The organism is Saccharopolyspora sp. NPDC000995 (genome assembly GCF_053599315.1).
This window is the reverse complement of sequence record NZ_JBSFLZ010000012.1, coordinates 1-25,571: the sequence shown is the minus strand read 5'-3', so window position 1 is coordinate 25,571 and position 25,571 is coordinate 1. Positions and strand designations below refer to the sequence as shown.

Sequence of the window (25,571 nt, the reverse complement as noted above, 5' to 3'; positions counted from 1 at the left end):
GGGCGGAAGTCCATGCCGCAAAGCCGTTGTGCAGTAGACAAGGCACAAGTAACCGTGCGGGGACGCCGTCGGCAGCATCGGCAGCTACCCGCACTGCGTCAACACCGAAGCAGATCGAGGACCAGCTCATCACTAGCACCCGACTGATCACGAGTGAAGCCCTTTGTTGATCACGTCTTCAGCTCAAGGAAGGAAGATCGCGTGCTAGCCGCGCTGGGACTGGACGAGGTGACCTTGTCGGTCTATCGGACGATGGTCGCCAACCGGGATTGGGGTGTTGTGCAGATCGCCGAAAACCTATGCATTTCACAGGACGAGACTCGCATCTCGCTCGGCCGATTGGCCGAACTCGCCCTGGTCCGACGGTCACTTGACCGTTCTGACCAGCTTCGTCCTGTCGACCCCGAGTTCGGGCTTCAGTCGCTCCTCCAACGTCAGCAAGCCGAACTACTGCGTCACCAGCAAGGACTCATCGAAAGCCAGGCCGTGGTCACCAGCCTTATCGCCGAGCTACGATCCGCCGGCCCCCGAACCGAGATCGAACAATTGATCGGCATCGACGAGGTGCAGGCTCGACTGGAACGGCTGGCCAAAAGCGTCACCACCGAGTGCCTGTCCTTTGTGCCTGGCGGTGCTCAGCCCGCGGAAAGCATCGCCGCCGGAGCACCATTGAACGAAGCCTGCCTGAACCGAGGTGTATCGATTCGGACCATCTACCTAGACAGCGTGCGCAACCACGTGGCAACGGTGAACTACGCCCAATGGCTAACCGAACTCGGCGGCGAAATCCGCACCACCCCAACACTCCCGGAACGACTGCTCATCGTCGACCGGGAAGTAGCCCTAGTCCCGTTAAACCCAGACAACGGCAGAGAAGGCGCAATCCAGCTAGTCGGCAAAGGCATCATCACAACACTCGTGGCGTTCTTCGAACACGTGTGGGCAACCGCGACCCCGCTCGGCTGTCTGCCCGAACGCGACGAACGGGGACTCAGCGCCCAAGAACGCGAATTACTGCGGATGCTTGCCGCCGGACTCACCGACCAAGTCACCGCGAAACGCCTGGGCCTATCCGTACGCACGGTACGCCGCATCGTGGCAGACCTCATGAAACGCCTCGACGCACACAGCCGATTCGAAGCCGGCACACGAGTCGCAGAACGCGGTTGGCTGCAGTGACGCGATCAAGCCGGTCGCGCTAACGTGTGAATGTGTTCAGGGTCAGCGGCGAGGCGCCGGAATCGGTCTTTTCGGAGCAAGCTCAGCGGACCAGGCGGTTGCACGCGGTTCGCCGGTCGCCGACCCGATCCACGCCGCCGGTTGACGTCCGGGAGGCCGAGGAGTTCCTGCGGCTCTTCCACTCCGAGAACCGCCGCTCCGGGTCGCTGCAGCAGCGGCTGGATCGGGTGCGCTACGAGATCGATGCGGTCGGAACCTACCGGCACACGCCGGAGGAGCTGACCTTCGGCGCTCAGGTGGCGTGGCGCAACAGCGCGCGCTGCATCGGGCGGTTGTACTGGCGGAGCCTGAAGGTGCGCGATCTGCGCGACGTTCACAACGTGTCCGGAATAGCCGCACATTGCGTGCAACACCTGAGGATGGCCGGGAACAACGGCAAGATTCGCCCGGTGATCAGCGTGTTCGCGCCTGAGACACCGCAGCGCCCGGCACCGCGGATCTGGAATGAGCAGCTGGTCCGTTACGCCGGGTACCACAACCGGGACGGCTCGGTACTCGGCGACCCGCGCTACGTGCGCTTTACCGAGGCGCTGACCAGGTTCGGCTGGCGACCGCCGGCGCGGCGCTCCGCGTTCGACGTGCTGCCGCTGGTGGTGGAGACGGCCGAGGACGGGGCGCACTTGTTCGCGCTGCCCGCGGAGCTGGTCGAAGAGGTACAGCTGAGCCACCCCGAGCTGCCCTGGTTCGCCGAGCTCGGGCTGCGCTGGCACGCGGTTCCGGTGATCAGCAACATGCGGCTGAACATCGGCGGGGTGTCCTATCCGGCGGCGCCGTTCAACGGCTGGTACATGGGCACCGAGATCGGCGCCCGCAACTTCGGCGACACCGTCCGCTACAACCTCGTCCCGGTGGTGGCCGAGAAGCTGGGGCTGGACACCTCGCGCGAGGACACGCTGTGGCGGGATCGGGCCCTGGTCGAGCTCAACCGCGCGGTGCTGCACTCCTACCGGCAGGCCGGGGTGACCATCACCGACCACCACACCGAGTCGCAGCGCTTCCTGACCCACCTGGCCAAGGAGGAGTCGGCAGGTCGCAAGTGCCCGGTGGATTGGTCCTGGATCGTGCCGCCGATGTCCGGCTCGCAGACCCCGGTGTTCCACCGCTACTACGACGAAGACCGGCAACGCCCCGACTTCCTCCTCGACGAGGACGCCACCCGCCGCGCCCTCGACGGCGGACCGCCCCGCTTCGGCACCGGCGCGAGGCCGTAGCTCGGCCCCTGATGGACGGCCGCACATCGTTCGGGACACTGTGGACGGTCGTGGTGCCGACGATGGGCGACAAGCTGACCTGGCCGGATATTTCTGCAATTTCAATGGAAAACAGAGCTTCGATGCCCATTTGAAATTGCGGCACCGCGCAATCGGAGCTTAAGTGGCCGCAGGGTCTTGGTCCGCCCCCTAATGGCGCATTGACTTGATCGGTGGGCGATCAATAGCGTCAGCAATCGTTTTCCGGCACGGTAGCTTACGGGGGTGATCGGCTTGGCTCGTCCGGGTGTCGGCCAGACCAGTCGACGCGGCTTCCTGCGCGGCGTGGGCGCCGCCGCCCTCGCCGGCCCCGCGCTGGTCGGCTGCGCTCCGGCGAGCAACCCCCGCGAGATCACCTTCTGGAACTTCTACGGGCCCGGCGGCCAGCAGAAGTCCCAGAGCGAGTGGGTCGTCCAGCTGGCCGCCGAGTGGAACGCCACCCACGACATCAAGGTCCGGCTGCGCTACGTGCCGACCAAGGACTACACCTCCGGACCGACGCTGCAGACCTCGTTCAGCGCGGGTGCGGGCCCGGACGTCTTCCTGCTCAGTCCGGGCGATTTTCTGCGCTACTACAACGGCGGCGCGCTGGCCGACCTCACCCCGCACCTGGATCCCGCGGTACGGGCCGATTTCCTGCCGCAGGTCCTGCAGACCCGGCTGGTCGACGACCGGGTCTACGGCCTGCCTATGGAGATCGAGCCCCTCGCGCTCTATTACAGCGAGACCGCCTTCGAGCAGGCCGGGCTCGCCGAGGGCGACCTGCCGCGCACCTGGGACGACCTGATCGCGGTGGCGGAGCGGCTGACCACCCCCGACCGCTTCGGGATGCTGTTGGAGACCAACCCCGGCTACTACCAGAACTTCACCTGGTACCAGGCGATGTGGATGGCTGGTGGCGAGGTGTTCATGCCCGACCAGCGCCGCGCCGCCTTCGACAGCGCAGGCGTGCACGCGGCCCTGAAGTTCTGGCAGGACGCCGTGACCGCCGGGGTAGCGCCGCGCCGCGTGCGGGGCTCGGGCGGCAACGACTCGATCTCCAACATCGCCGACGGGTACTGCGCGATGCAGCAGCTCGGAATCTGGGGCATCGCCGAAATCGCCGAGCAGGCCCCGGATTTCCGCTACGGCGTCACCCCCATGCCGGCCCCGCCCGGCGGCGCCTACACCACGTCGCTGGGCAGCTGGGCGATGGTCGCCAACGCCAAGGGTGCCAACCCGGAGGCAGCGGCCGAATTCGTGGTGTGGACGCTCGGTTCCACCGATCCGGCCTGCATCGAGCGGATGCGGCGGTGGAACACCGTCGCCAAGACGAACCTCCCGCCCCGCTACTCGGTCCAGCGCGCCGCCCAGCAGCACGGCGCCTTCGACGGCGGTCCGATGCGGGTGTTCGCCGAGAAGGTGATGACCGAGGCCAGGCCCGAACCGAGGTTCCCACCGGAGGTCTATCGGGCGATCTCCGACGCGTTGCAGTCCTGCCAGCTCGACGGCGGTGACCCGGCGTCGGCCGCCGGTGCCGCCGCCGAGCAGATCGACACGTTCTTGTCCACCTACGACGGAGCGCCGATCCATTGAGCCCACGACGAACGAGAGATAGCCGATCCGAAGCCGCGGCGGCGTTCGCCTTCCTCGCCCCCGACGGGCTCGGACTGCTGCTGTTCGTCGCGATCCCCACGGCCCTGGCGCTGGTGGTGGGCCTGTTCGACGTCGACGGCTTCGGCAACATCTCCTGGGCCGGGCTGAACAACTTCCGGCTGATGGCCGGCGACGACCTGCTGTGGCGCAGCTTCGGCATCACCGCCACCTACGCGGTGCTGTTCGTGCCGCTGGCGTTCGCCGCCGCGCTCGGGCTCGCGCTGCTGGTCAAGGACCACTTCCCGGGCGTCGGGGCGGTGCGCGCCGCGCTGTTGCTGCCAAACGCGGTGAGCCTGGTGGTCATCGGCCTGCTGTGGCAGTTCCTGCTCACCGACAAGACCGGCGCGGTCAGCCGGTTGACCGGCCTGGACGGGATTTCCTGGCTCGGCGACCCGAATCTGGCGTTGGTAACCCTGGTGCTGATCAGCGCGTGGTTCCTGATGGGCTACCAGATGCTCATCTTCCTCGGCGGCCTGCATGACATCCCGCGCGAGCTGTACGACGCGGCGATCGTGGACGGCAGCGGGCGGTGGCAGCGGTTCCGCCACGTGACCTGGCCGATGCTGCGCCCGACGAGCTTCTTCGTGCTGGTCACCTCGACGGTCAACGCGGTCACCGGCATGCAGGCGTTCGACCTGGTCTTCGTCACCACTTCCGGCGGCCCGGCCAATGCCACCACGACGGTCGTCTACTACGCCTACCAGCAGGCCTTCCAGTTCGGCCGGTTCGGCTACGCGGCGGCGATCTGCGCGCTGCTCGTGGTCTCGCTCGGCGCGGTCACCGGCGCCATGTTCGCCCTGACCAAGGGAGGTCGTTTCGATGCCTAGGATCCGCGCGCGGGCGGCGCTGGCCTACCTGGTCGCGCTGGTGACGGTCGCGCCGCTGCTCTGGCTGCTGTTCAGCGCCTTCCGGCCGGAAGGCGAGCTCTACGACCTCGGCTGGCCCAGCGGGCTGACGCTGTCCAACGTGGCCTACGTGCTGACCGAGGTGCCGTTCCTGCGCTACCTGGCGAACAGCGCTTTCGTCGCGGTCACCGTCACCGTGATCGCGCTGTTCCTGCACTCGATGGCGGCTTACGCGCTGGCGCGGTTGTCGTTTCGGGGCAGGGGATTCGCGTTCGCTTCGGTGGTAGCGACGCTGTTGATCTCGATGCCGGTGATCCTGGTGCCGCTGTTCATCGTGGTGCGCGGGCTGGGCCTGGTCGACAGCTACGCGGGGCTGATCGTGCCGGGGCTGTTCAACGCCTTCGGCATCTTCCTGCTCCGCCAGTTCTACCTGGGGGTGCCGAGGGAGTTGGAGGAGGCCGCGCACCTGGACGGCTGCGGGCACTGGCGGATCTACTGGCACGTCATCCTGCCGCTGAGCCGCCCGATGCTGGCGGCTCTGGGCGTGCTGTTCTTCCTGGCCAACTGGAACTCGTTCCTGTGGCCGCTGGCGGTGGCGCAGGACGAGTCGCTGCGGGTGGTCCAGGTCGGCATCGCGTCGCTGCAGGGCCAGTACGCCTCGAAGCAGCACTACGTGATCGCGGCGGCGATGCTGGCGGCCATCCCGACGGTCCTGGTCTTCCTCCTCGGCCAGCGCTGGCTGGTCGCTTCCCTGAAGACCACCGGCCTCCGCTGAGGCTCATGGCCACGAGCAGCGGAAACCGTGCCGCGGCCGCGTGCGCGGCGAGCAGTCGTCGGCTCGCCGTAGGGTTGGGGAGTGCGAGCGTCGCGGTTGGTTTCGTTGCTGTGCTTGTTGCAGGTCCGGGAGGTCATGACCGGACCGGAGCTGGCCCGGGAACTGGAGGTTTCCGAGCGGACCGTGGCCCGCGACGTGCTCGCGCTGGCCGCCGCCGGGGTTCCGGTGTACGCCGAGCGCGGGCGGACTGGCGGATACCGGCTACTCGGGGGCTACCGCGCGAAGCTGACCGGGCTCCACCAGGCCGAAGCCGAGGCGTTGTTCTTGGCCGGCGTGCCGGGCCCGGCGATCGACATGGGCCTCGGCGAAGCCGTCACCGCCGCGCGGCTCAAGGCCTCGGCGGCGTTGGCCCCGCCGTTCCGCGATGCGCCGCAACGGGTGGGGCAACGGTTCCACCTGGATGCGCCCCGCTGGTTCCGCGAGGCCGAAACCCCTGCGGTGCTGCCGAAACTGAGCCGCGCGGTGTGGCGCGACCGCAAGGTCGTCGCCCGGTACCGGCGCGGCGACCGGGAAGTGCGGCGCGAGCTGGAACCGCACGGGCTCGTGCTCAAGGCCGGTGTCTGGTACCTGGCGGCCCGCTGCGGCCAGCGGTTCCTGACCTACCGGGTCGACCGCTTCAGCCACGTCGAGGTCGCCGACGAGGAATTCGCCCGCGACGAGACCTTCGACCTCCCGACCTTCTGGGAGGAGAAGTCGGACGAGTTCAACCGCTCCCTGCTGACCGAGCGCATCCGGGCCCGGATCAGCCCGGCGGGCCTGCGAAAACTGCACGCGACCACGGAAGGCACCGCAGCCCGGGAGGCGGAAGCCACCGCGAGCGAACCCGACGCCCAGGGCTGGGTCACCGTGGACTTCCCGGTGGAGTCCCTCGACGTCGCCTACGACCAGATCCTCAACCTTGGCCCGGAAGCCGAGGTCCTGGCCCCACCGGACCTCCGCAAGCGCCTGGCCGCAGCGGCGACCCGCCTCGCCTCCCTCTACAGCGATCGTGACTCGGGCGAAGGGCACCTCTGACAGCGAGGTCGGTCGGAGGTGCCTTGCACGCCGTTGGTCAGCGGTAGTCCTCGGGTTTGCCGGGCTTGCCCGGCCATTCGACTTCCAGGATGTAGCGCCAGGCGTCCGGCCGGGAGCCGTCCACGTCCGTGAACCCGTAGACCTTAGCCAGGTAGCCGCTCGAGAGCGACTCGGTGTTCCAGCGGGCCACGTCCGGGTCCGTCGCCAGCGCGACCACTGCCCGGCCGACGAATTGCGGCGACTCCGAGATGCCGAAACTCACCGGCGCCGTGATGGACTCCCGCCAGTTCTCCTCGGTGACGCCGAAGACTTCGAGCATCATCTCCGAGCGCAACCAGCCCGGGGTCAGCGAAACCGCCGTGCCGCCGTGCTTCTTCAACTCCTCGCCCTGGGCGCGGGCGAGGCGGTGCGCCGCGACCTTGACGATGTCGAAGAACGCGCCACCCTCGCTGCGGTAGTACTGCTCGTGCACCTCGGCGGTGCCGTCGGTGAGCTCCACGACCAGCCCGCCCGGCCGCTTGTGCAGGAGGTCCAGCGCGAAGTGGCTGGTGATCATGTGCGCCTCGATACCGATCCTCAGCCGCTGCAGGCCCTTGTCCAGGTCCTGCTCCCAGATCGGTTTGCGCCAGTCCATCAGGTGCTCGCCGCCGAGGTCGTTGACCAGGAGGTCCAGCCGCCCCTGCTCCGCCTCGATCCGCCGGACCAGCGCGCGGACCTGGTCCGGATCGGTGTGGTCGCAGCGGACCGCGATGCCCCGGCCACCGGCCTGCGCCACCAGCTCAGCAGTGTCCTCAATAGTCTCCGGCCGGTCGTAGTCCGAGCGCTGCTCCCGGGTGCTGCGCCCAGTCCCGTAGACCGTCGCGCCGGCCGCCCCCAGTTCCACGGCGATGCCGCGCCCCGCGCCGCGGGTCGCCCCGGCCACCAGCGCGACCTTGCCGTGCAGTTGTCCAGTCATGCCTGGCATTCCTCCTGTTCCCGAATCGGTCGAGGAGAGACCATGACAGCGAATCCGGACACCTGTGGTCATGATTTCCGGACGAGTTCGAATCTGGACTTACACGAATCGGGGACCCCGCAGACCAGGCGGCGTCTGAGCTTGCGCCGCCCGCACCGCTGCGCAGACCGACCGCATGGACAGGCACATCTGCCTGCCTCGACCGGATGAGCCGGGCTCGGGGTACGGTGTTGGTGGTGATCACGTCCGCGACGGGACCACCACACAAGGGGAGGAACAAGACTGGGCTCGCTGCGGCGGACGGACCCGCTGGCGAAAGCGGTCGGGACGGAAGCGATTAGGTGCGCGGCACAAAACACCTGCTACGGCTCCCGGCGTGGCTGCTGGACGCGGAGGCAGTTGGTTGCCTACGGTCCGGACCGGGCACGGGATTGGCCGAACCTCGCATCCCGCACCGACAGCGACCGGGGGAACCCGCGTCGGCGACGACCGGTACTGCGGCCGTCCCGGCGGTCGACGCAGAGCGCACAGAGCCACGATCAGGAAGGCGGATCCGATGACGCCCCCGCACAACTATCTCGCGGTGATAAAGGTCGTCGGCATCGGTGGTGGCGGCGTCAACGCCGTGAACCGCATGATCGAGGTCGGGCTCAAAGGTGTCGAGTTCATCGCGGTGAACACCGACGCGCAGGCCCTGCTGATGTCGGATGCCGACGTCAAGCTCGACATCGGCCGCGAGCTGACCCGCGGCCTCGGGGCCGGTGCCGCGCCGGAGGTCGGCCACAAGGCCGCCGAAGACCACAAGGAAGAGATCGAAGAGGTCCTCAAGGGCGCCGACATGGTGTTCGTGACCGCCGGTGAGGGCGGCGGCACCGGCACCGGCGGCGCACCGGTCGTCGCGTCGATCGCGCGCAAGCTCGGTGCGCTGACCATCGGCGTGGTCACCCGGCCGTTCTCCTTCGAGGGCAAGCGCCGCGCGGCCCAGGCCGAGCAGGGCATCAAGGAACTCCGCGAGTGCTGCGACACCCTCATCGTGATCCCGAACGACCGGCTGCTGCAGCTCGGCGACATCGGGGTGAGCCTGATGGACGCCTTCCGGTCCGCGGACGAGGTGCTGCTCTCCGGTGTCCAGGGCATCACCGACCTGATCACCACGCCGGGTCTGATCAACCTCGACTTCGCCGACGTCAAGAGCGTCATGTCCGGCGCGGGCAGCGCCCTGATGGGCATTGGCTCGGCGCGCGGTGAGGGCAGAGCGGTGCAGGCCGCGCAGAAGGCGATCAACTCGCCGCTGCTGGAAGCGTCCATGGAGGGCGCGCACGGCGTGCTGCTGGCCATAGCCGGTGGTTCCGATCTCGGCCTGTTCGAGATCAACGAGTCGGCGTCGCTGGTGCAGGAATCCGCGCACCCCGAAGCCAACATCATCTTCGGTACGGTCATCGACGACTCGCTGGGCGACGAGGTGCGGGTAACCGTGATCGCCGCCGGATTCGACGCCGGCACGCCCACCCACAAGAAGCTCGAACCGACCAAGGTCGGCGCGCGCCCCGAGGAACCCGAACCCGCTCCGGCCGCGGACAAGTCCGCGCCGCAGCCGGTGGTGGAAACCCGCCCCGAGCCGCCGCAACCCGCACACCAGGCGACTCCGGCACCGCAGCCCGCTCCGACGGCACCACCGACCCCGGCCTTCGTCCCGCAGGCAGAACAGCCGGTCGCCCAGCCGACGGCGCCGCCCGTTCAGGAGACCCCGGTGCAGCCGGAGCCCGCGCCGGAACCGCAACAGCGGCCAAGCCTGGGCCAGCGGCCCGGCCTGTTCGGTGGCGATGGCTCCTCGACCGGGCAGCAGAGCGTCTCGGTGCCTACCCGCGCGAGCGGCGGCTACCCGACGCACGGCGGCAACCCCACCACGGGTCGCACCGGCGCGCTATCCAGCCGAGGCATCCCGGTGAACGACGACACCGACGACGACGTCGACATACCACCTTTCATGCGCCGCTGAAGTACGAGACAGGTGCGGCCCGCGCCGTGCGGAACATGAGCGAGAATCGACACCGGAAACGCCTTCGTTTCCGGTGTCGACTTGTTTGCGGGAGGCTGAGCAGCAGTGCGGATTCGGCGCGTGATCACCACGCGGGAGGGCGGGAGTTCCCGACCGCCCTTCGACTCCTTCAACCTGGGTGGCCGGGTCGGCGACGACCCCGCGGCCCTGGCGGCGAACCAGCGCAAGCTGGCGGACGGAATCGGCCTGCCCGAGGACCGTCTGGTGTGGATGGAGCAGATCCACGGTCGCACCGCGACTGTCGTCGACGGGCCGCAGGCCGCGCCGGTGGAAGCCACCGATGCGCTGGTGACCACGGAGCCGAACCTGGCGCTGATCACGCTCACCGCGGACTGCGTGCCGGTGCTGCTCGGCGACCCGGAAACCGGCGTGGTCTCCGCGGTCCACGCCGGGCGGGTAGGCGCTCGCGTCGGAGTCCTCGTCGCGGCGCTGAAGGCGATGCAGGAGGCCGGCGCCCGGCTGGACCGCGTCGAGGCGCTGCTCGGCCCGGCGGCCTGCGGTGAGTGCTACGAGGTGCCCGCCGGGATGCAGGCCGACGTCGAGAAGCACCTGCCTGGCAGTGCGTGCAAGACCCGCAAAGGCACCACCGGGCTCGACCTGCGGGCGGGGCTCTGGGAGCAGCTGGCCGCCGCCGGGATCGCCAAGATCGGCGTCGACCCGCGCTGCACCATGGAATCCCCGGAGCTCTACAGCCATCGCCGCGACCAAGGGCGCACCGGTCGGTTCGCCGCGGTGATCTGGGCCGAGCCGGAGGAGACCGAGTGAGCGAGGAGTTGCGGCGGGCCGAGTTGGCGGAGTCGCTGCGGGAGGTCCGCGACCGTGTCGACCGGGCCTGCCGCGCGGCCGGGCGGCAGCCCGAAGAGGTCGAGCTGGTCGCGGTGACCAAGACCTTCCCGGCGTTGGACGCGGCCCTGCTGGCCGATCTCGGGATGACCGAGTTCGCCGAGAACCGGGAGCAGGAGGCGCGTGGCAAGGTCGCCGAGTTCGTCGCGTTGCGGCCGGAGGCGACGGCGCGCTGGCACATGGTCGGGCAGCTGCAGCGGAACAAGGCCCGGGCGGTGGTCCGGTGGGCCGACGTGGTCGAGTCGGTGGACAGCGAGCGGCTCGCCGAGGCGCTGGGCCGCGCCACCGCGAACGCCCTGGACGCGGGCGAGCGACAGCGGCCGTTGGACGTCTTGTTGCAGGTGAGTCTAGACGAGGCGGTCGGGCGCGGGGGCTGTCGACCGGAGGACGTGCCCGCGCTGGCCGATATGGTCACGCGGACGAGTGGTCTTAGGCTGCGGGGTGTGATGGCCGTCGCCCCGTTGGGCGGCGAACCCGATGTGGCTTTTGCCACACTTTCCGTGATCTCCGAGCGGCTGCGCAGAGATCACCCGGAAGCTGTCGATGTGTCGGCGGGCATGTCCGGCGACCTGGAAAGTGCCGTTGCGCACGGCTCGACCCGGGTGCGTGTCGGAACCGCGTTGCTCGGTGGGCGGCGGTTAACCTCGCCGTAGCCGTGAACAGGGGGGTCGAAGGCTGGCCTCGTGCTCGGTGCTAGGAGTCTCAGAGGAAGGGCATGCCGATGAGCGCTTTGCACAAGTTGAAGGCCTACTTCGGCATGGTCCCGGCCGACGAGGTGGACGAATACGACGACGAGGCCGGATACCGCGACCGGTACTCCGACGCCGACCGCGACGTCTACGACGGCCCGGCCGAGCGGGTGCCGACCCGTCGGCGGGTCGGCACCCGCGGCGGCTACCAGGCGGAAGCCGAAGCGGAACCGGAGAGCTTCGTCGAGGAGTACCGCGAACCGGCGCCGCGGCCGCGCAGGCAGTGGACACCGGACTCGTCGGCGCGCAGTGCGGCACCCCCGGATCCGCCACGGGAGTCGGTCTCGCGGCTGCGTGCTGTGACCGACACGGGCACCCAATTCAACTTGAGCAAGATCACAACCCTGCACCCGCGCAGCTACAGCGAGGCCCGCACGATCGGCGAGCAGTACCGGGACGGCACGCCGGTAATCATGAACCTGACCGAGATGGAGGAGGCCGACGCCAAGCGCCTGGTCGACTTCGCCGCTGGTCTGGCATTCGCGCTGCGGGGCTCGATAGAGAAGGTCACGAACCGCGTGTTCTTGCTCTCACCGCCGAACGTGGACGTCGCGGCGGAGGACAAGCGGCGCCTGGCCGAGGGTGCCTTTTTCAACTACGGGTGAGTGGTGGCACAGTTGAAGCGTGAACCTGGTGCAGATCGTCCTGTTTTACGTTCTGTTCTTCTTCTGGCTGCTGCTCACGGCCCGTATTGTGATCGAACTCGTTCGGGTGTTCGCTCGCGATTGGAGGCCCGTTGGGGGGGTTGCAATCGCGTTGGAGAGCGTCTACACAGTGACCGACCCACCCGTAAAGTTGGTGCGTCGGTTGATTCCGACGGTCCGGATCGGCGGCGTCGGACTGGACCTATCGATTATGGTGCTGCTGCTGGTCGTGTTCATACTGATGCGACTGATGCAGCCCGGGTGACGGGGAACCCGGGCTACCCGCAGCCGAGGAGTGCGTGAGGTGATCTTGTGGGCTTGACCCCCGCGGACGTGCATAACGTCGCGTTCAGCAAACCGCCGATCGGTAAGCGGGGCTACAACGAGGACGAGGTAGACGCATTCCTCGACCTGGTTGAAGCCGAGCTTGCCCGGCTGGTCGAGGAGAACAACGACCTGCGTAGCCAGGTGGAGCAGTTGGAGTCCCAGCTGCAGACCGCGCAGGTCGACCTGGACGAAGCCCGCAGCCAGGCGGCGTCCGTTCCCTCGACCCCAGCTGCCCCCCCGGAGGAACCGCGCCGGCTCACCCCGGTTCCGGCGCCGACCGCCGTCGAGCAGACTTCCCCGGGCGGTGATCACCACGTGCAGGCCGCCAAGGTGCTGGGCCTCGCGCAGGAGATGGCCGACCGGCTGACCGGTGAAGCCAAGGCCGAGGCCGACGGCATGTTGTCCGAGGCGCGGACGAAGTCCGAGCAGCTGCTGTCCGAAGCGCGCTCGAAGTCCGACAGCATGGTCAACGAGTCCCGAACCCGTGCCGAGACGATGCTCAACGACGCCCGCACCCGGGCCGAGACGTTGGAGCGGCAGGCGCGCGATAAGGCCGCCAGCCTGGAGCGCGACGCGCAGCGCAAGCACGCCGAAGTGATGGGCAACATCACGTCGGAGAAGAACGCCCTCGAGAAGAAGATCGAGACACTCCGCACGTTCGAGCGCGAGTACCGCACTCGACTGCAGACCTACCTGGAGTCGCAGCTGCGCGAACTGCAGGACCGGGGCTCGGCCGCGCCCGCAGACAGCGGCGCCAGCCGGTCGTCCGGACAGCAGGCCAGCTACAGCTTCGGGGCGCGTGCGGCCGAAGCCGGCTGATCAAGTTCGTTCGCATCGGCGGCGACGGGACGAAACGCCCGTTGCCGCCGACGTGTGTCCGGCCCGTTCGGCGAGGGACGTGAGATCGCGTGCTGTTTGTCGTGCTGGCGTTGGTCCTGGTGGCCGGCGGTGTCCTGGCCGGCGCGGTCGCCGCTGGCGAACCGGACCTAGCATGGTTGTCGGTGTTTGCGAGCGCCGTCGGTGTGGTCCTGCTGGCCGCAGATCAGCGGCGGCGCCGGACCGGAGCGGGCGAGCATCCGCCGGCCGCGTCGGCTTCTGCCGATGGCAAGGAACCGGGCGAGGAGCGCAGCAACGCCGCAGCAGCTGCGGATCCGGACGCCGAGGTGTTGGTGCTCGACGAACGGCCGCGCTACCACGTGCGGACCTGCGAGTGGCTCGGCGAGCGGAAGACGATCGCCCTGCCGCTGCGCGAGGCGCGGGACCTCGGCTTCACGCCGTGTGCCCGCTGCGCGCCGAACGCCACGCTGGCTGCCGAGGTCCGCCGGGTTTGACCGCAGCTTCAATTGAAACCGTGGTCCCCGGTCCCTGGGCGCGCGGTTTCAGTTGAAACCGGGCACTGGTGAAAGCCGGTGGCCAGCTCCCGGTACGCTGGAACGACCAGGCGATGATCCGGCCATCACCGGGGAGCCTCCGGAAGAACGGGTGCCCGGCCTGGGCACCTCAGTAGAACCGGACGGGTCCAGCCCGTCACAGCTGGCAACGAGTGGTCGTCGGCGTCGATCGGCGGCAAGCGGGGTGGTACCGCGGATCTCGTGCGAGCATGCGCGCGAGGTGTCGTCCCCGCGTGGACACCGAGGTTTCGGTGACCGTGCGGCGGAAACAACACACCGCGAGGAGCGCATCCGCGATGGCTTATCCCAAGGTTCAGTTCGGCGACGCCGGTGAGCGCGGCGTGGCTGCCCAGCCCGCGTTCCCCGAGATCGAGCGCCGAGTGCTGGATTTCTGGGCCGACGACAAGACTTTCCAGGCCTCGGTGCAAGCCCGCGAGGCAGGCGCCAACGGCGCCAATGAGTTCGTCTTCTACGACGGGCCGCCGTTCGCCAACGGACTGCCGCACTACGGGCACCTGCTCACCGGCTACGTCAAGGACGTGGTGCCGCGCTACCAGACGATGCGCGGCCGCCGGGTGGAGCGCCGGTTCGGTTGGGACTGTCACGGGCTGCCCGCGGAGGTCGAGGCGGAGAAACAGCTCGGCATCAACTCGAAGTCCGAGATCGAGACGATGGGTGTCGCGGCGTTCAACGAGGCGTGCCGGACCTCGGTGCTGCGCTACACCTCCGACTGGGAGGCCTACGTCACCCGGCAGGCCCGGTGGGTGGACTTCGACAACGACTACAAGACGCTCGACCTGGACTACATGGAAAGCGTCATGTGGGCGTTCAAGGCCCTTTGGGACAAGGGTCTCGTCTACGAGGGCTTCCGGGTGCTCTGGTACTGCTGGCGCTGCGAGACGCCGCTGTCCAACACCGAGACCAAGATGGACGACGTCTACCGCCAGCGTCAGGACCCGGCGGTGACCGTGGGCCTGCGGCTCAACGCGCCGGGCAAAGCATTCGACGGCGCGCTGGCCCTGGTGTGGACGACGACCCCGTGGACGCTGCCGTCCAACCTGGCCGCCGCGGTGCACCCCGAGGTCGACTACGTGCTCGTCGCGCCGGCCAACAGTGCCCAGCGGTACCTGCTGGCCGAAGCCCGTCTCGGCGCGTACGCGCGGGAGCTCGGCGAGGATGTCGTCGAGCACGTCGTGGCCCGGTTCAAGGGGACCGAGCTGCTCGGTACGAAGTACGCGCCGCCGTTCGACTTCTTCGTGGGGCGGGAGAACGCGCACCAGGTGCTGGCGGCCGACTACGTCACGACCGAGGACGGCACCGGCCTGGTGCACATCGCGCCGGCCTTCGGTGAAGAGGACAAGGTCGTCACCGACGCCGCGAACATCGAGCCGGTGATCCCGGTCGACGCGCATGGCAAGTTCACCACCGAGGCCCCGCCGTACGAGGGGCTGCAGGTCTTCGACGCCAACAAGCAGATCATCCGCGATCTCAAGGACGCCGGGCTCCTGCTGCGGCACGAGACCTACGACCACCCTTACCCGCACTGCTGGCGCTGCGACAACGCGCTAATCCAGCGGGCGGTGTCGTCCTGGTTCGTGGCGGTCAGCCAGTTCAAGGACCGGATGGTCGAGCTGAACCAGCAGATCAACTGGGTGCCGGAGCACATCCGAAACGGTCAGTTCGGCAAGTGGCTGGAGAACGCCCGAGACTGGAACATCTCCCGGAACCGCTACTGGGGTTCGCCGATCCCGGTGTGGGTCTCCGACGACCCGGCCTACCCGCGCACCGACGTCTACGGTTCGCTGGACGAGCTGGAACGCGACTTCGGGGTGCGCCCGGCCAACCTGCACCGCCCGGAGATCGACGAGCTGACCCGGCCGAACCCGGACGACCCGACCGGGAAGTCGACGATGCGCCGGGTGCCGGAGGTGCTGGATTGCTGGTTCGAGTCCGGCTCGATGCCGTTCGCCCAGGTGCACTACCCGTTCGAGAACTCGGAGTGGTTCGAGCACCACTACCCGGGCGACTTCATCGTCGAGTACAACGGCCAGACCCGCGGCTGGTTCTACACGCTGCACGTGTTGGCGACCGCGCTGTTCGACCGCCCGGCCTTCGCCAGCGTGGTGGCGCACGGCATCGTGCTTGGCGACGACGGCCTGAAGATGTCGAAGTCCAAGCGCAACTACCCGGACGTCAACGAGGTCTTCGACCGCGACGGCTCGGACGCGATGCGCTGGTTCCTGATGTCCAGCCCGATCCTGCGCGGCGGTGACCTGGTGGTCACCGAGCGCGGCATCCGGGACGCGGTGCGGCAGGCGGTGCTGCCGCTGTGGAACTCCTGGTACTTCCTGGCGTTGTACGCCAACGCCGAGGGCATCTCGGGCGAGTTCGGAGTGGACAGCAAGCACGTGCTGGATCGCTACGTCCTGGCCAAGACCCACGAGCTGGTCGGCGACGTGCAGTCCGCATTGGACACCTTCGACCTCGCTGGGGCCTGCGCGGAGGTGCGCGACTTCCTCGAAGTGCTGACCAACTGGTACGTGCGGCGGTCCCGCGACCGCTTCTGGGCCGGTGACCGGGATGCCATCAACACGCTGCACACCGTGCTGGAGGTGACCTGCCGGGTGGTGGCGCCGATGCTGCCGCTGACCGCCGAGGCGGTCTGGCGCGGGCTGACCGGAGGCCGCTCCGTGCACCTGGCGGACTGGCCCCTGGTCAACGAGTTGCCCGCGGACGCCGCGCTGGTAACCGCGATGGACGAGGTGCGCCAGGTGTGCTCGGCCGCGTCGGCGTTGCGCAAATCCAACAAGCTGAGGGTGCGTTTGCCGCTGGCCAAGCTCGTGGTCGCCACCCCGGACGCGGAGGCGCTGCGGCCGTTCGCGGACCTGATCCGCGACGAGGTCAACGTCAAGGCACTCGAGCTGAGCACCGACGTCGCCGCGCACGGTCGCTTCGAGATCGCGGTGAACGCGCGGGCCGCCGGTCCGCGGCTGGGTCGCGACGTGCAGAAGGTGATCAAGGCGGTGAAGTCCGGCGAGTGGCAGCGCACCGGCGGCACCGTGGTCGCGGCGGGCATCGAATTGCAGGACGGCGAGTTCGAGGAGCGCCTGGTCTCCACCGATCCCGGCGCGGCCTCGCCGCTGCCCGGCGGCAAGGGGCTGGTGGTGCTGGACACCGAGGTGACCCCGGAGCTGGCGCTCGAAGGCTTGGCCCGCGACGTGGTCCGGGTCGTCCAGCAGGCCCGCAAGGAGGCGGACTTCCAGGTCTCCGACCGGATCACGGTGGCGATTTCGGCCCCTGCCGAGGTCCTGGCGGCCGTCGAGTCGCACCGCGACTTCATCGCGGGCGAAACCCTGGCGAACGACATCGAATCCGGCGATGTAGCGGACGGCTTCACCGGCAGCGTCGGTGAAGGCACCGAGATCAAGATCGCCGTCACCAGGGTCTGACGTGGCCGTCCCGGGTGGCACCGGCGACGAGGGCGGTGTCACCCGGGTGTCTTGGTGGTTGTTGATGTGGACGGTCCGTTCGCGCCGTCCACTGAGGCGAACAGGTCGTTCGCTGCACATCGACACCCCGGCGTTCCAAGTGTCGCCCTGGTGTCAGGGCGTGCAGTTGTGACCGCCGTGCGGGTGTCGAGATCGCCGCGTCGGCGCCGTGTGACGGAGACCGCTCCCACAGTTCGGGAATGGTGTTGCCCGCGGTGCGCGCGGTTTCCTAGAGTGCTGGACCGAAGGTCATGAGCGCCAGCGTCAAGCCCCGGCTTGCTGGCCGGCAACCCTCCAACCGCGGTGGGGTGCCCCGGGTGAAGACCTGGCCGGTCGTGCAGGGCGATCCGGCAAGCGCGGACCCCTCTGGGCGGGTCCGATGAGGCCCCCGAGGAGGCCGTCGTGTCGTCTGCCGTCATCGAAATCCCGGTGCAGTCCCATTTGGACTACCGGATTCCCGCCGTGGTCGGCGCCGCGCTGCAGGTCCCGCTGGTCAACGGCCAACGCATCGGATATGCGAATCTCGATCATGCGGCCAGCGCGCCGTGCCTGGAGTCCGTGCAGTCGGCGGTCAACGAGCTGCTGCCCTGGTACGCGAGCGTGCACCGCGGCGCGGGGTTCGCCTCCCAGGTGTGCACCCGGGTCTACGAGGGAGCGCGCGACGAGCTGCGGAACTTCGTCGGCGCCCGCCACACCGACTCGGTGATCTTCACCCGCAACACCACCGACGCCCTGAACCTGCTGGGACGCACGCTGCCGCGCGGCACGTCCGTCGTGGTCTTCGATACCGAGCACCACGCCGCGCTGCTGCCCTGGACCGGCCCGCGGGTGCGCCGCCTGCCCGCGCCGGAGACGCCGGCGGACGCCACCGCCGCGCTCGATGCCGCGCTGGCCGACTGCCCGGAGGGACCGCGGCTCGCGGTGATCACGGGTGCCTCCAACGTCACCGGGGAGCTGTGGCCCGTCGCGGAGCTGGCGCGGGTGGCTCGCCGCCGCGGTGCTCGCACGGTTCTCGACGCCGCGCAGCTCGCACCGCACCGGCCGGTCCGGATTCGCGAGCTCGACATCGACTACGTGGCGATCTCGGGGCACAAGCTCTACGCGCCGTTCGGTGCGGGCGCGCTGATCGGCCGCGCGGACTGGCTCAACGCCGCCGAGCCGTACCTCGCGGGTGGCGGCGCGACCCGTTTGGTGCAGGAGCGGTCGGTGAGCTGGGCGACGGGGCCGGAGCGGCATGAGGCGGGCTCGCCGAACACCGTCGGCGTGCACGCCTTGGCCAAGGCCTGCGCGACGCTCGCGGCGAACTGGACGGACGTCATCGAGCACGAGGAAGCGCTGCTGCACCGGCTGCGAGCCGGGCTTCGCGGCGTGCCGGGGCTGCGCGAACTCCGCCTGTTCGACGCCGATCACGACCGGGTCGGTGTGGTGAGCTTCACCGTCGACGGTCAGGACCCGGGCCTGCTGGCCACGGCGCTTTCCGCGGAGCACGGCATCGGCGTCCGCGACGGCTTGTTCTGCGCGCACGTGGCCACGCGGCGGCTGCTCTCGCGGGCGGGCTCGGACACCGAGCGCGCGGTCCGCGTCAGCGTCGGGCTGGGCAGCACAGCAGAGCACGTCGACCGCCTCGTGAACGCGCTGCGGAGGCTGGTGGCCGAAGGCCCGACTTGGCGCTACGAGCAGGTCGACGGCCGCTGGGTGCCAGTCAACGACCCGCGCCCCGCGCCCGCCTTCCTCGACTGACGGGGCTCCGCCACGCCTGGTCACGGCCCGTAAGTGAATTGCGGCGTCTTGGCACGGCGACATAGCACCCGAAAACACTCACGGGTCCTGTTCTTTGTCTTGAAGCGCCGAAGCGCTTAGCCCACACTCGCGACTTGCACCGCCGCGGGGCCTTAGGCCCAACGTGTTCAAGGGCGCATCGCGGGGAGTGGTCCTGCCGAACCGGGTGCGGGCGGGTTCAGGGACAATGGTGGTCGTGAGCACCGAGCAGTCCTCCCCGAGGGAGTCCTCAGCAGAGCAGGCGGGCACCGAACCGACTGCCGCAGAACAGGCGTCCGAGACGCAGACCGGGGCGGCGGAGGAGTCGCCCAAGCGCGGGTCCGGGAAGCTGCTCGGGTTGTTGGGCGGGGTCGCCGTGGTGGCCTTGGGCGTCGACATCCTCACCAAGGTCGCCGTCGTGGCGAACTTGGAGGGCAACCCGCCGGTCAAGCTGCTCGGCGGTCTGCTCTACCTCGACGTGCTCCGCAACCCCGGTGCCGCGTTCTCGCTGGCCACCGGCATGACGTGGCTGCTCGCGCTGCTCGCGATCGCCGTCGTCGGGGTGATCATCTGGCTGGCGCCGAAGCTGCGCTCGCCGGGTTGGGCGGTGGGCCTCGGCCTGGTGCTCGGCGGGGCCTGCGGCAACCTGGTCGACCGGATCTTCCGCGCCCCGGGCCCGTTGCAGGGGCACGTGGTGGACTTCCTGTCGGTGTTCGCGCCGGGTGGCACGGTGTGGCCGGTGTTCAACGTCGCCGACTCGTGCATCGTCTGCGGCGGCATCCTGGTCGTGCTGATGTCGCTGCTGGGCCGCGACTACGACGGCACGGTGCACCGCAAGAAGAAGGCTTCGGGGTCGTGAGCGACCTCCGAACGCTGCCGGTTCCCGAGGGGCTGGACGGCATGCGGGTGGACGCGGGCCTCTCGAAGCTGCTGGGCCTTTCCCGCAGCGCCGTCGCCTCGCTGGCGGAATCCGGTGACGTGCTCGTCGACGGCAACCCGGCCGGCAAGTCGGACCGGTTGGCCGCCGGGGCGTGGCTGGAGGTGACGCTTCCGCCGGCGCAACAGCCGCTGCAGGTCGTCGCGGTGCCGGTAGACGGGCTGCGGATCCTGCACCAGGACGACGACATCGTTGTGGTGGACAAGCCGATCGGCGTCGCGGTGCACCCGAGCCCCGGCTGGGAAGGACCGACGGTGGTCGGCGGGCTCGCTGCGGCGGGCGTGCGTATCGCGACTTCCGGGGCCGCCGAGCGGCAGGGCGTCGTGCACCGGCTGGACGCGGGCACCACCGGTGTCATGGTCGTCGCCAAGAGCGAGCACGCGTACTCGGTGCTCAAGCGCGCCTTCAAGGAACGCACCGTCGACAAGCGGTACCACGCCGTGGTGCAGGGACACCCGGACCCGAGCCGCGGCACCATCGACGCGCCGATCGACCGGCATCCGCGCCACGACTACAAGTTCGCGGTCGTCACCGGCGGAAAGCCCAGCATCACCCACTACGAGACGGTGGAGGCCTTCCGCGCGGCATCGCTGGTGGACGTGAAGCTCGAAACCGGGCGCACGCACCAGATTCGGGTGCACTTCGCGGCGATCAAGCACCCCTGCGTCGGCGACCTGACCTACGGCGCGGACCCGGTGCTGGCCCGGCGGCTGGCCATCACCAGGCAGTGGTTGCACGCGCGCAGCCTCTCATTCGAGCATCCCTCCGGTGGCTGGGCAACCTTCGAGAGCCAGTACCCCGCCGATCTCCGGCACGCGCTGGAGGAGCTCCGCGACCAGGACGGTTGAGCAGGGTACGGTGTCGGACAAGCCTGTTACGAGCAAGGGGGCTTGATGGCACAGTCGAGATCGTTCGAGGGGGCGGACGAGCCGACTCCGCCCACGGGCATCCCGGTGGTCGACCCGGGAGCCGACGCGGAGACCCCGCCGAGCGGTTTCACCAGCCTCGGCGACGTCATCAGCGCAGACGACATCGGCACGGCGCCGCCGTCGGTGTTCGGCGCCCCGGAACCGGAGGGTTCGCGGGGCGACGCGGGGGACTGGCCGAAGCTGGAGTACCGCAGCCGCAACAAGCCGGAACGCCCCAAGCGCAACAACCCGCTGAACTTCTTCCGCCGGGACAAGGGCGCGTGAGCCTTCTGAGCAGCCGTAGCAGCACAAGTGGCTCAATGCTGCGACCGCCTACAGCGCTTTGAGTTCTTCGACCACTTCTCGGACCGAGGACTTCGCGTCGCCGAAGAGCATCGCGGTCTTCTGGTCGGTGTAGAGCGGGTTGTCCACTCCCGCGAAGCCCGCTCGCATCGAGCGCTTCAGGACGATGACCGCCTTCGCCTGGTCGACGTTGAGGATCGGCATGCCGTAGATCGGCGAGTTCGGGTCGGTTCGGGCCGCCGGGTTGGTGACGTCGTTGGCACCGATCACCAGCGCGATGTCGGTGCGGGCGAACTCGTCGTTGATCTCGTCCATCTCCTTGAGTTGCTCGTAGGGCACGTCCGCTTCGGCGAGCAGCACGTTCATGTGGCCAGGCATCCGGCCCGCGACCGGGTGGATCGCGTAGTCGACGACGACCCCCTTGTCCGCCAACAACTTCGCCATGTCCTGCACGGCGTGCTGGGCCTGCGCGACCGCCATGCCGTAGCCGGGCACCACGATCACCTGACCCGCGTAGGCGAGCTGGACCGCCACGTCCGCCGCGCTGACCGAGCGCACCGTGCCGCCGCCGGTGACCGCCGGTGCCGCGGTCTCGCCGCCGCCGAACCCACCGGCCACGATCGATGGGATCGACCTGTTCATCGCCTTGGCCATCTGGTCGGTGAGGATCGAACCAGACGCGCCCACCAACATGCCCGCCACGATCATCGCGGTGTTGCTCAACGCCAGTCCGGCCGCTGCCGCGGACAGCCCGGTGAACGCGTTGAGCAGCGACACCACCACCGGCATGTCGGCCCCGCCGATCGGCAGCACCACCGCGATCCCGGCCAGCCCCGCCAGCACCAGCACCGCCACCAGCAGCAGTTCGGCGCTGCCGCCCAGCCCGATCGCCACGGCGCAGCCGACCGCCCCGGCCAGCAGCAGCACGTTTAGCGGCATCTGCAGGCGGCCGACGCTGATCGGGCGGGCCGGCACGATCTCCTGCAGCTTGCCGAAGGCGACCAGCGAGCCCCAGAACGAGATCGATCCGATGATCGCCGCGAACAACGTCGCGATCGCCACGTTGGCGGGTTCGCCCTGGAAACCGGTGGTCTCCCGGAACTCCACCCAAGCGGTCAGCGCCACCGCGCCGCCGCCGACGCCGTTGAACAGCGCGACCATCTGCGGCATCGCGGTCATCTTCACCCGCCGCGCGGCCGGTACCCCGATGACCGTGCCGATCACCAAGCCCAGCATGATCAGCCACCAGTTGCCCAGGCCCGGGGTGAGCAGCGTGGCGACGACGGCGACCACCATGCCAGCTGCGGCGATGGCGTTGCCCCGCACCGCGGTGCGCGGGCCGGTCAGCCCCATCAGGCCGTAGATGAACAGCGCGAACGCCAGGATGTAGAGCACCGATCGCAGCGTGATCACTTGTCGGCACCTTTCCGCACCGCGTCCGGCTTCCGCTTGAACATGCCCAGCATCCGGTCGGTGACCAGGAAACCGCCGACCACGTTAATGGTCCCGAACACGATGGCCAGCAGCGCCAGCAGCTGCGACGCGACACTGTCCACACCAGACCCGAGCACCAGCACACCGCCGAGCAGCACGATGCCGTGGATCGCGTTGGTGCCGGACATCAGCGGAGTGTGCAGCGTGTTCGGCACCTTCGAGATCACCGCGAAGCCGACGAACCCCGCCAGCACCAGAACGGCCAGATCGGCCAGGAACATCGCTCCTCCTCCCGTTCGCCTGGAAGTTGTCGGGTGAGGGGTACCCGTGACCGGGCAACTGCTCCACGGGTGCCCCTCACCTCGTCGTCGACGGTCATGTCGGGTCCGGTCGGCTGATGCAGGTCGCGGCCAGGATCTCGTCGGTGAAGTCCGGGGCGAAGCGCCCGTCGACGAGCATCAGCTCCAGTAGTGCCTGGACGTTCCGGGCGTAGAGCTCGCTGGCGTGCTCCGGCATCGCGGACGGGAGGTTCAGTGGGGCCGCGATGGTGATCTCGTGGTTGACCACGGTGCTGCCGGGCTCGCTGAGCTCGCAGTTGCCGCCGGCCGCCCCGGCGAGGTCGACGATCACACTGCCCGGCCGCATTCGGCGCACCGCCTCGGCGGGGACCAGCATCGGGGCTGGCCGGCCCGGCACCAGGGCGGTGGTGATCACTACGTCGACGTCCGCGATCGCCGCGTTGAGGCGGTGTGCCTGCTCGGCGCGCTCGTCGGCCGTCAGCTCCCGGGCGTAGCCGCCCTCGCCGACCGCCGAGAAGCCCAGGTCCAGCCACTTCGAGCCCACCGAGCGCACCTGGTCGGCGACCTCCGGTCGCACGTCGTAGCCGGTGGTGCGGGCGCCGAGCCGCTTCGCGGTCGCCAGCGCCTGCAGCCCGGCCACCCCCACGCCGAGCACCAGCGCCGACGCGGGCTTCACGGTGCCTGCCGCGGTGGTCAGCATCGGGAAGAACCGGGTGCACTCGCTCGCCGCCAGCAGCACAGCCCGGTATCCCGAGACGTTGGCCTGGGAGGACAGCGCGTCCATCGATTGGGCCCGGGAGATGCGCGGCACCGACTCCAGCGCGAAGCCCAGCACCCGGGCGGCCCGCAGCCGTCCGGCGATGTCCGGGTCGGTCAACGGAGACAGGAAGCCGATCAGCGCTGAGCCGGGGGACATCCGGCCGATCTCCGCTTCGGTCGGCGCGTTCACCTTGACCACGACATCGGCGGACCACGGATAACCGATGGTCGCGCCGGCCTTGGCGAACGCTTCGTCCGGGATCAGCGCGGCGTGCCCGGCGCGGGCCTCGACCACGACGCCGAGCCGATGCGCGCACAGCCGTTCCACCACGCCCGGGACGAGTGCGACGCGGCGTTCGCCGGGCACCGTCTCGCGCGGGACACCGACGCTGGTGCGACCGCTCTCCGGAGAGGTCATGACTCCAGCTCTCCATACCGCAGCGCAAACCGCAAGACCACACGCCCGTTCGTCCCGGCGGATCACTAGGTCAGACGCAAGGCCTTGCCAGAATTACTGGCCGAGCGCCTGGCTTGGACCGCGTTCCACCGTCGGTCGCGCTTGACCGCCCGTCAAAGGTCGGTGATGTCCCAGGTGAGGGTGCGTTGTTCGTCCCCGGGGCGGGGCGTCCAGCGCACCGTCGTGAGCTCGGTGGACTCCGGCAGCACGTATACCGTGTGCCCGCCCGCGGTCTCGCCCGGTTGCACGCCGATGCGGTGCGGGGGACGGGACGACAGCGACACCGGCGCCTTCGACACCGCGGAGCCGTCCTTGGCGATCAGCTCCAGGTACAGGTCGGGTAGCGAGGCGAACGGCGTCGCCCCGCGGTTGGTCAGCTCGGTGTGCACGACTACCGCGCGCTCGCCGTCGTGCAGCTCGTAGCCTGCCGCGGTGAACAGGAAGTCGGCCGGGTCCACGACCTCCACGAGGAGGATGGTGATCCGCTCGCCTTCCAGACCCTCGACGTCCAGCTTGGTGCCCACCTTGCCGCTGCGCACCGGCTGCTGCGGCGCGGGCTGGGTGCCCGGCCGCTGCTGGTCGCCGCGCGCCCACGCGGCCGACCCCGGCGGGCCCCAGACGTTCATCGGGTTCGGCGGCCCCGGCGGGGCCGCCGGCTGCTGGAAGGACGTCGGCGGCGGGCCCTGCGGGGCGAACGGCTGCGGGCCGCTCGGGCCGCCGTAAGCGGGTCCCGGGTAGGCGCCGCTGGGCATCGGGTAGCCGCCGGTCGGCTGCGGGTAGGGGCCGGACTGCTGCGGGTAGGGGCCGGATTGCTGCGGGTAGGGGCCGGACTGCTGCGCCGGGTGGGCGCCGGTGCCCGGCGCGGGCACCTGGTACGGCCCGCTGGCCATGCTCTGCTGCGCCGCCCAGTGCTGCGCGGCGGCGACCGCGTTGCGGATGGCTTGCGGATCGCATTCGACGCCGACGATCAGCGGCAGGCCCGTCGTCGAAAGGGCAGCAAGACGTGCGGCGACATCGCGCACATCCATGCCGAGCCGACCGGCGATCTCGGGAACCGCCGCACGGCCCATCTCGGCGACGACGCTCAGCAGACGCACGTCCACGGGATCAGGGCCAGCCACGTCGTGCCACGCTACCCGCTCTGGTCTTCCCAGGCGTAAACGGCACTGGTTTTGATCCTGAGCGTCCGGCCGCACCGCGCCCGGGGCGGGTGTCGACTGGCGGGTCACACCAGGCCTTGCGGGAAAGACCGCGCAACACCGGGGGAATCTCCGATCGCGTCGGAGGCGCGAGTTAGGCTGGCAACTCTCCCACAGCCTGCCGAAGGAGGACTTCCCCGTGCCTGTCGACCCCTTCGTTCACCTGCATGTGCACACCGAGTACTCGATGCTCGACGGTGCGGCGAAGGTGGGGGCGTTGTTCGCCGAAGCCGAGCGGTTGGG

The 25,571-nt window shown here is 69.3% G+C and carries 24 protein-coding genes and 1 riboswitch; of the genes, 19 read left to right on the top strand and 5 right to left on the bottom strand.

What is annotated here, in order from left to right; genetic code table 11:
- Positions 1-201: 201 nt before the first annotated feature.
- From ACWDKQ_RS06775 to ACWDKQ_RS06750, 6 genes are all read left to right on the top strand, one after another.
- Entirely contained in the window at positions 202-1,179 is a 978-nt protein-coding gene (locus ACWDKQ_RS06775) for a LuxR C-terminal-related transcriptional regulator (RefSeq protein ID WP_450137782.1), read from the top strand.
- A 32-nt stretch (positions 1,180-1,211) separates the two neighbouring features.
- A complete protein-coding gene (locus ACWDKQ_RS06770) occupies positions 1,212-2,450 on the top strand; it encodes a nitric oxide synthase oxygenase (RefSeq protein WP_450137781.1) in 1,239 nt (412 codons plus the stop codon).
- A 273-nt stretch (positions 2,451-2,723) separates the two neighbouring features.
- Positions 2,724-4,064, top strand: a complete 1,341-nt coding sequence (locus ACWDKQ_RS06765) for an ABC transporter substrate-binding protein (protein ID WP_450137780.1) — start codon at positions 2,724-2,726, stop codon at positions 4,062-4,064.
- Positions 4,061-4,951 carry a carbohydrate ABC transporter permease gene (locus tag ACWDKQ_RS06760; protein WP_450137779.1) on the top strand — a complete coding sequence of 297 codons (891 nt, stop codon included), beginning with the start codon at positions 4,061-4,063 and terminating at the stop codon, positions 4,949-4,951. The genes ACWDKQ_RS06765 and ACWDKQ_RS06760 overlap by 4 nt, the downstream gene beginning before the upstream one ends.
- The gene (locus tag ACWDKQ_RS06755; protein WP_450137778.1) at positions 4,944-5,744 is read left to right on the top strand and encodes a carbohydrate ABC transporter permease; all 801 of its coding nucleotides are present in this window, start codon (positions 4,944-4,946) and stop codon (positions 5,742-5,744) included. Before ACWDKQ_RS06760 ends, ACWDKQ_RS06755 begins: the two co-directional genes overlap by 8 nt.
- 81 nt (positions 5,745-5,825) lie before the next feature.
- Complete coding sequence (locus tag ACWDKQ_RS06750) at positions 5,826-6,818, top strand: helix-turn-helix transcriptional regulator (protein ID WP_450137777.1); 993 nt, start codon at positions 5,826-5,828, stop codon at positions 6,816-6,818.
- A gap of 37 nt (positions 6,819-6,855) precedes the next feature.
- On the opposite strand, the gene ACWDKQ_RS06745 is transcribed toward ACWDKQ_RS06750, so the two are convergent.
- The gene (locus ACWDKQ_RS06745; protein WP_450137776.1) at positions 6,856-7,773 is read right to left on the bottom strand and encodes an SDR family oxidoreductase; all 918 of its coding nucleotides are present in this window, start codon (positions 7,771-7,773) and stop codon (positions 6,856-6,858) included.
- Positions 7,774-8,329: 556 nt separating this feature from the next.
- On the opposite strand from ACWDKQ_RS06745, the gene ftsZ reads away from it, so the two are divergent.
- The 12 genes from ftsZ (at position 8,330) to ACWDKQ_RS06685 (ending at position 21,162) form a co-directional block, all read left to right on the top strand.
- On the top strand, positions 8,330-9,772 hold the full coding sequence (gene ftsZ, locus ACWDKQ_RS06740; RefSeq protein ID WP_450137775.1) for a cell division protein FtsZ: 1,443 nt from the start codon (positions 8,330-8,332) through the stop codon (positions 9,770-9,772).
- Positions 9,773-9,877: 105 nt separating this feature from the next.
- Positions 9,878-10,597 carry a peptidoglycan editing factor PgeF gene (gene pgeF, locus ACWDKQ_RS06735; protein WP_450137774.1) on the top strand — a complete coding sequence of 240 codons (720 nt, stop codon included), beginning with the start codon at positions 9,878-9,880 and terminating at the stop codon, positions 10,595-10,597.
- A complete protein-coding gene (locus ACWDKQ_RS06730; RefSeq protein WP_450137773.1) occupies positions 10,594-11,328 on the top strand; it encodes a YggS family pyridoxal phosphate-dependent enzyme in 735 nt (244 codons plus the stop codon). Before pgeF ends, ACWDKQ_RS06730 begins: the two co-directional genes overlap by 4 nt.
- Before the next feature lie 68 nt (positions 11,329-11,396).
- Entirely contained in the window at positions 11,397-12,029 is a 633-nt protein-coding gene (locus ACWDKQ_RS06725) for a cell division protein SepF (protein ID WP_450137772.1), read from the top strand.
- Positions 12,030-12,048: 19 nt separating this feature from the next.
- Positions 12,049-12,333 (top strand): YggT family protein, encoded by a 285-nt coding sequence (locus tag ACWDKQ_RS06720; protein ID WP_450137771.1) that lies wholly within the window; start codon positions 12,049-12,051, stop codon positions 12,331-12,333.
- A gap of 47 nt (positions 12,334-12,380) precedes the next feature.
- Complete coding sequence (wag31, locus tag ACWDKQ_RS06715) at positions 12,381-13,214, top strand: DivIVA-like cell division protein Wag31 (protein WP_450137770.1); 834 nt, start codon at positions 12,381-12,383, stop codon at positions 13,212-13,214.
- A gap of 89 nt (positions 13,215-13,303) precedes the next feature.
- Entirely contained in the window at positions 13,304-13,726 is a 423-nt protein-coding gene (locus tag ACWDKQ_RS06710; protein WP_450137769.1) for a hypothetical protein, read from the top strand.
- A 356-nt stretch (positions 13,727-14,082) separates the two neighbouring features.
- Positions 14,083-17,235: an isoleucine--tRNA ligase gene (gene ileS / locus ACWDKQ_RS06705; RefSeq protein ID WP_450137768.1), complete on the top strand. Its 3,153-nt coding sequence runs from the start codon at positions 14,083-14,085 to the stop codon at positions 17,233-17,235.
- Between the two features lie 286 nt (positions 17,236-17,521).
- Positions 17,522-17,637: riboswitch (SAM riboswitch) on the top strand.
- A gap of 39 nt (positions 17,638-17,676) precedes the next feature.
- A complete protein-coding gene (locus ACWDKQ_RS06700) occupies positions 17,677-19,014 on the top strand; it encodes an aminotransferase class V-fold PLP-dependent enzyme (RefSeq protein ID WP_450137767.1) in 1,338 nt (445 codons plus the stop codon).
- Between the two features lie 226 nt (positions 19,015-19,240).
- Entirely contained in the window at positions 19,241-19,891 is a 651-nt protein-coding gene (gene lspA / locus ACWDKQ_RS06695; RefSeq protein WP_450137766.1) for a signal peptidase II, read from the top strand.
- Between the two features lie 41 nt (positions 19,892-19,932).
- Positions 19,933-20,817: an RluA family pseudouridine synthase gene (locus tag ACWDKQ_RS06690; RefSeq protein WP_450137835.1), complete on the top strand. Its 885-nt coding sequence runs from the start codon at positions 19,933-19,935 to the stop codon at positions 20,815-20,817.
- A 45-nt stretch (positions 20,818-20,862) separates the two neighbouring features.
- Positions 20,863-21,162 (top strand): hypothetical protein, encoded by a 300-nt coding sequence (locus ACWDKQ_RS06685; protein ID WP_450137765.1) that lies wholly within the window; start codon positions 20,863-20,865, stop codon positions 21,160-21,162.
- A 48-nt stretch (positions 21,163-21,210) separates the two neighbouring features.
- Here ACWDKQ_RS06685 and ACWDKQ_RS06680 read toward each other — a convergent pair whose 3' ends face one another.
- The 4 genes from ACWDKQ_RS06680 to ACWDKQ_RS06665 all read right to left on the bottom strand — a co-directional run bounded on the left by ACWDKQ_RS06680 (position 21,211) and on the right by ACWDKQ_RS06665 (position 25,250).
- Entirely contained in the window at positions 21,211-22,593 is a 1,383-nt protein-coding gene (locus ACWDKQ_RS06680; RefSeq protein ID WP_450137764.1) for an NAD(P)(+) transhydrogenase (Re/Si-specific) subunit beta, read from the bottom strand.
- The gene (locus ACWDKQ_RS06675) at positions 22,590-22,895 is read right to left on the bottom strand and encodes an NAD(P) transhydrogenase subunit alpha (protein ID WP_450137763.1); all 306 of its coding nucleotides are present in this window, start codon (positions 22,893-22,895) and stop codon (positions 22,590-22,592) included. The genes ACWDKQ_RS06680 and ACWDKQ_RS06675 overlap by 4 nt, the downstream gene beginning before the upstream one ends.
- A gap of 94 nt (positions 22,896-22,989) precedes the next feature.
- Positions 22,990-24,090: an NAD(P) transhydrogenase subunit alpha gene (locus ACWDKQ_RS06670; protein WP_450137762.1), complete on the bottom strand. Its 1,101-nt coding sequence runs from the start codon at positions 24,088-24,090 to the stop codon at positions 22,990-22,992.
- Positions 24,091-24,242: 152 nt separating this feature from the next.
- Entirely contained in the window at positions 24,243-25,250 is a 1,008-nt protein-coding gene (locus ACWDKQ_RS06665) for an AsnC family protein (protein WP_450137761.1), read from the bottom strand.
- Positions 25,251-25,467: 217 nt separating this feature from the next.
- Here ACWDKQ_RS06665 and ACWDKQ_RS06660 point away from each other — a divergent pair.
- Positions 25,468-25,571, top strand: a 104-nt coding sequence (locus ACWDKQ_RS06660) for a PHP domain-containing protein (RefSeq protein WP_450137834.1), incomplete at its 3' end; no start/stop codon positions are given.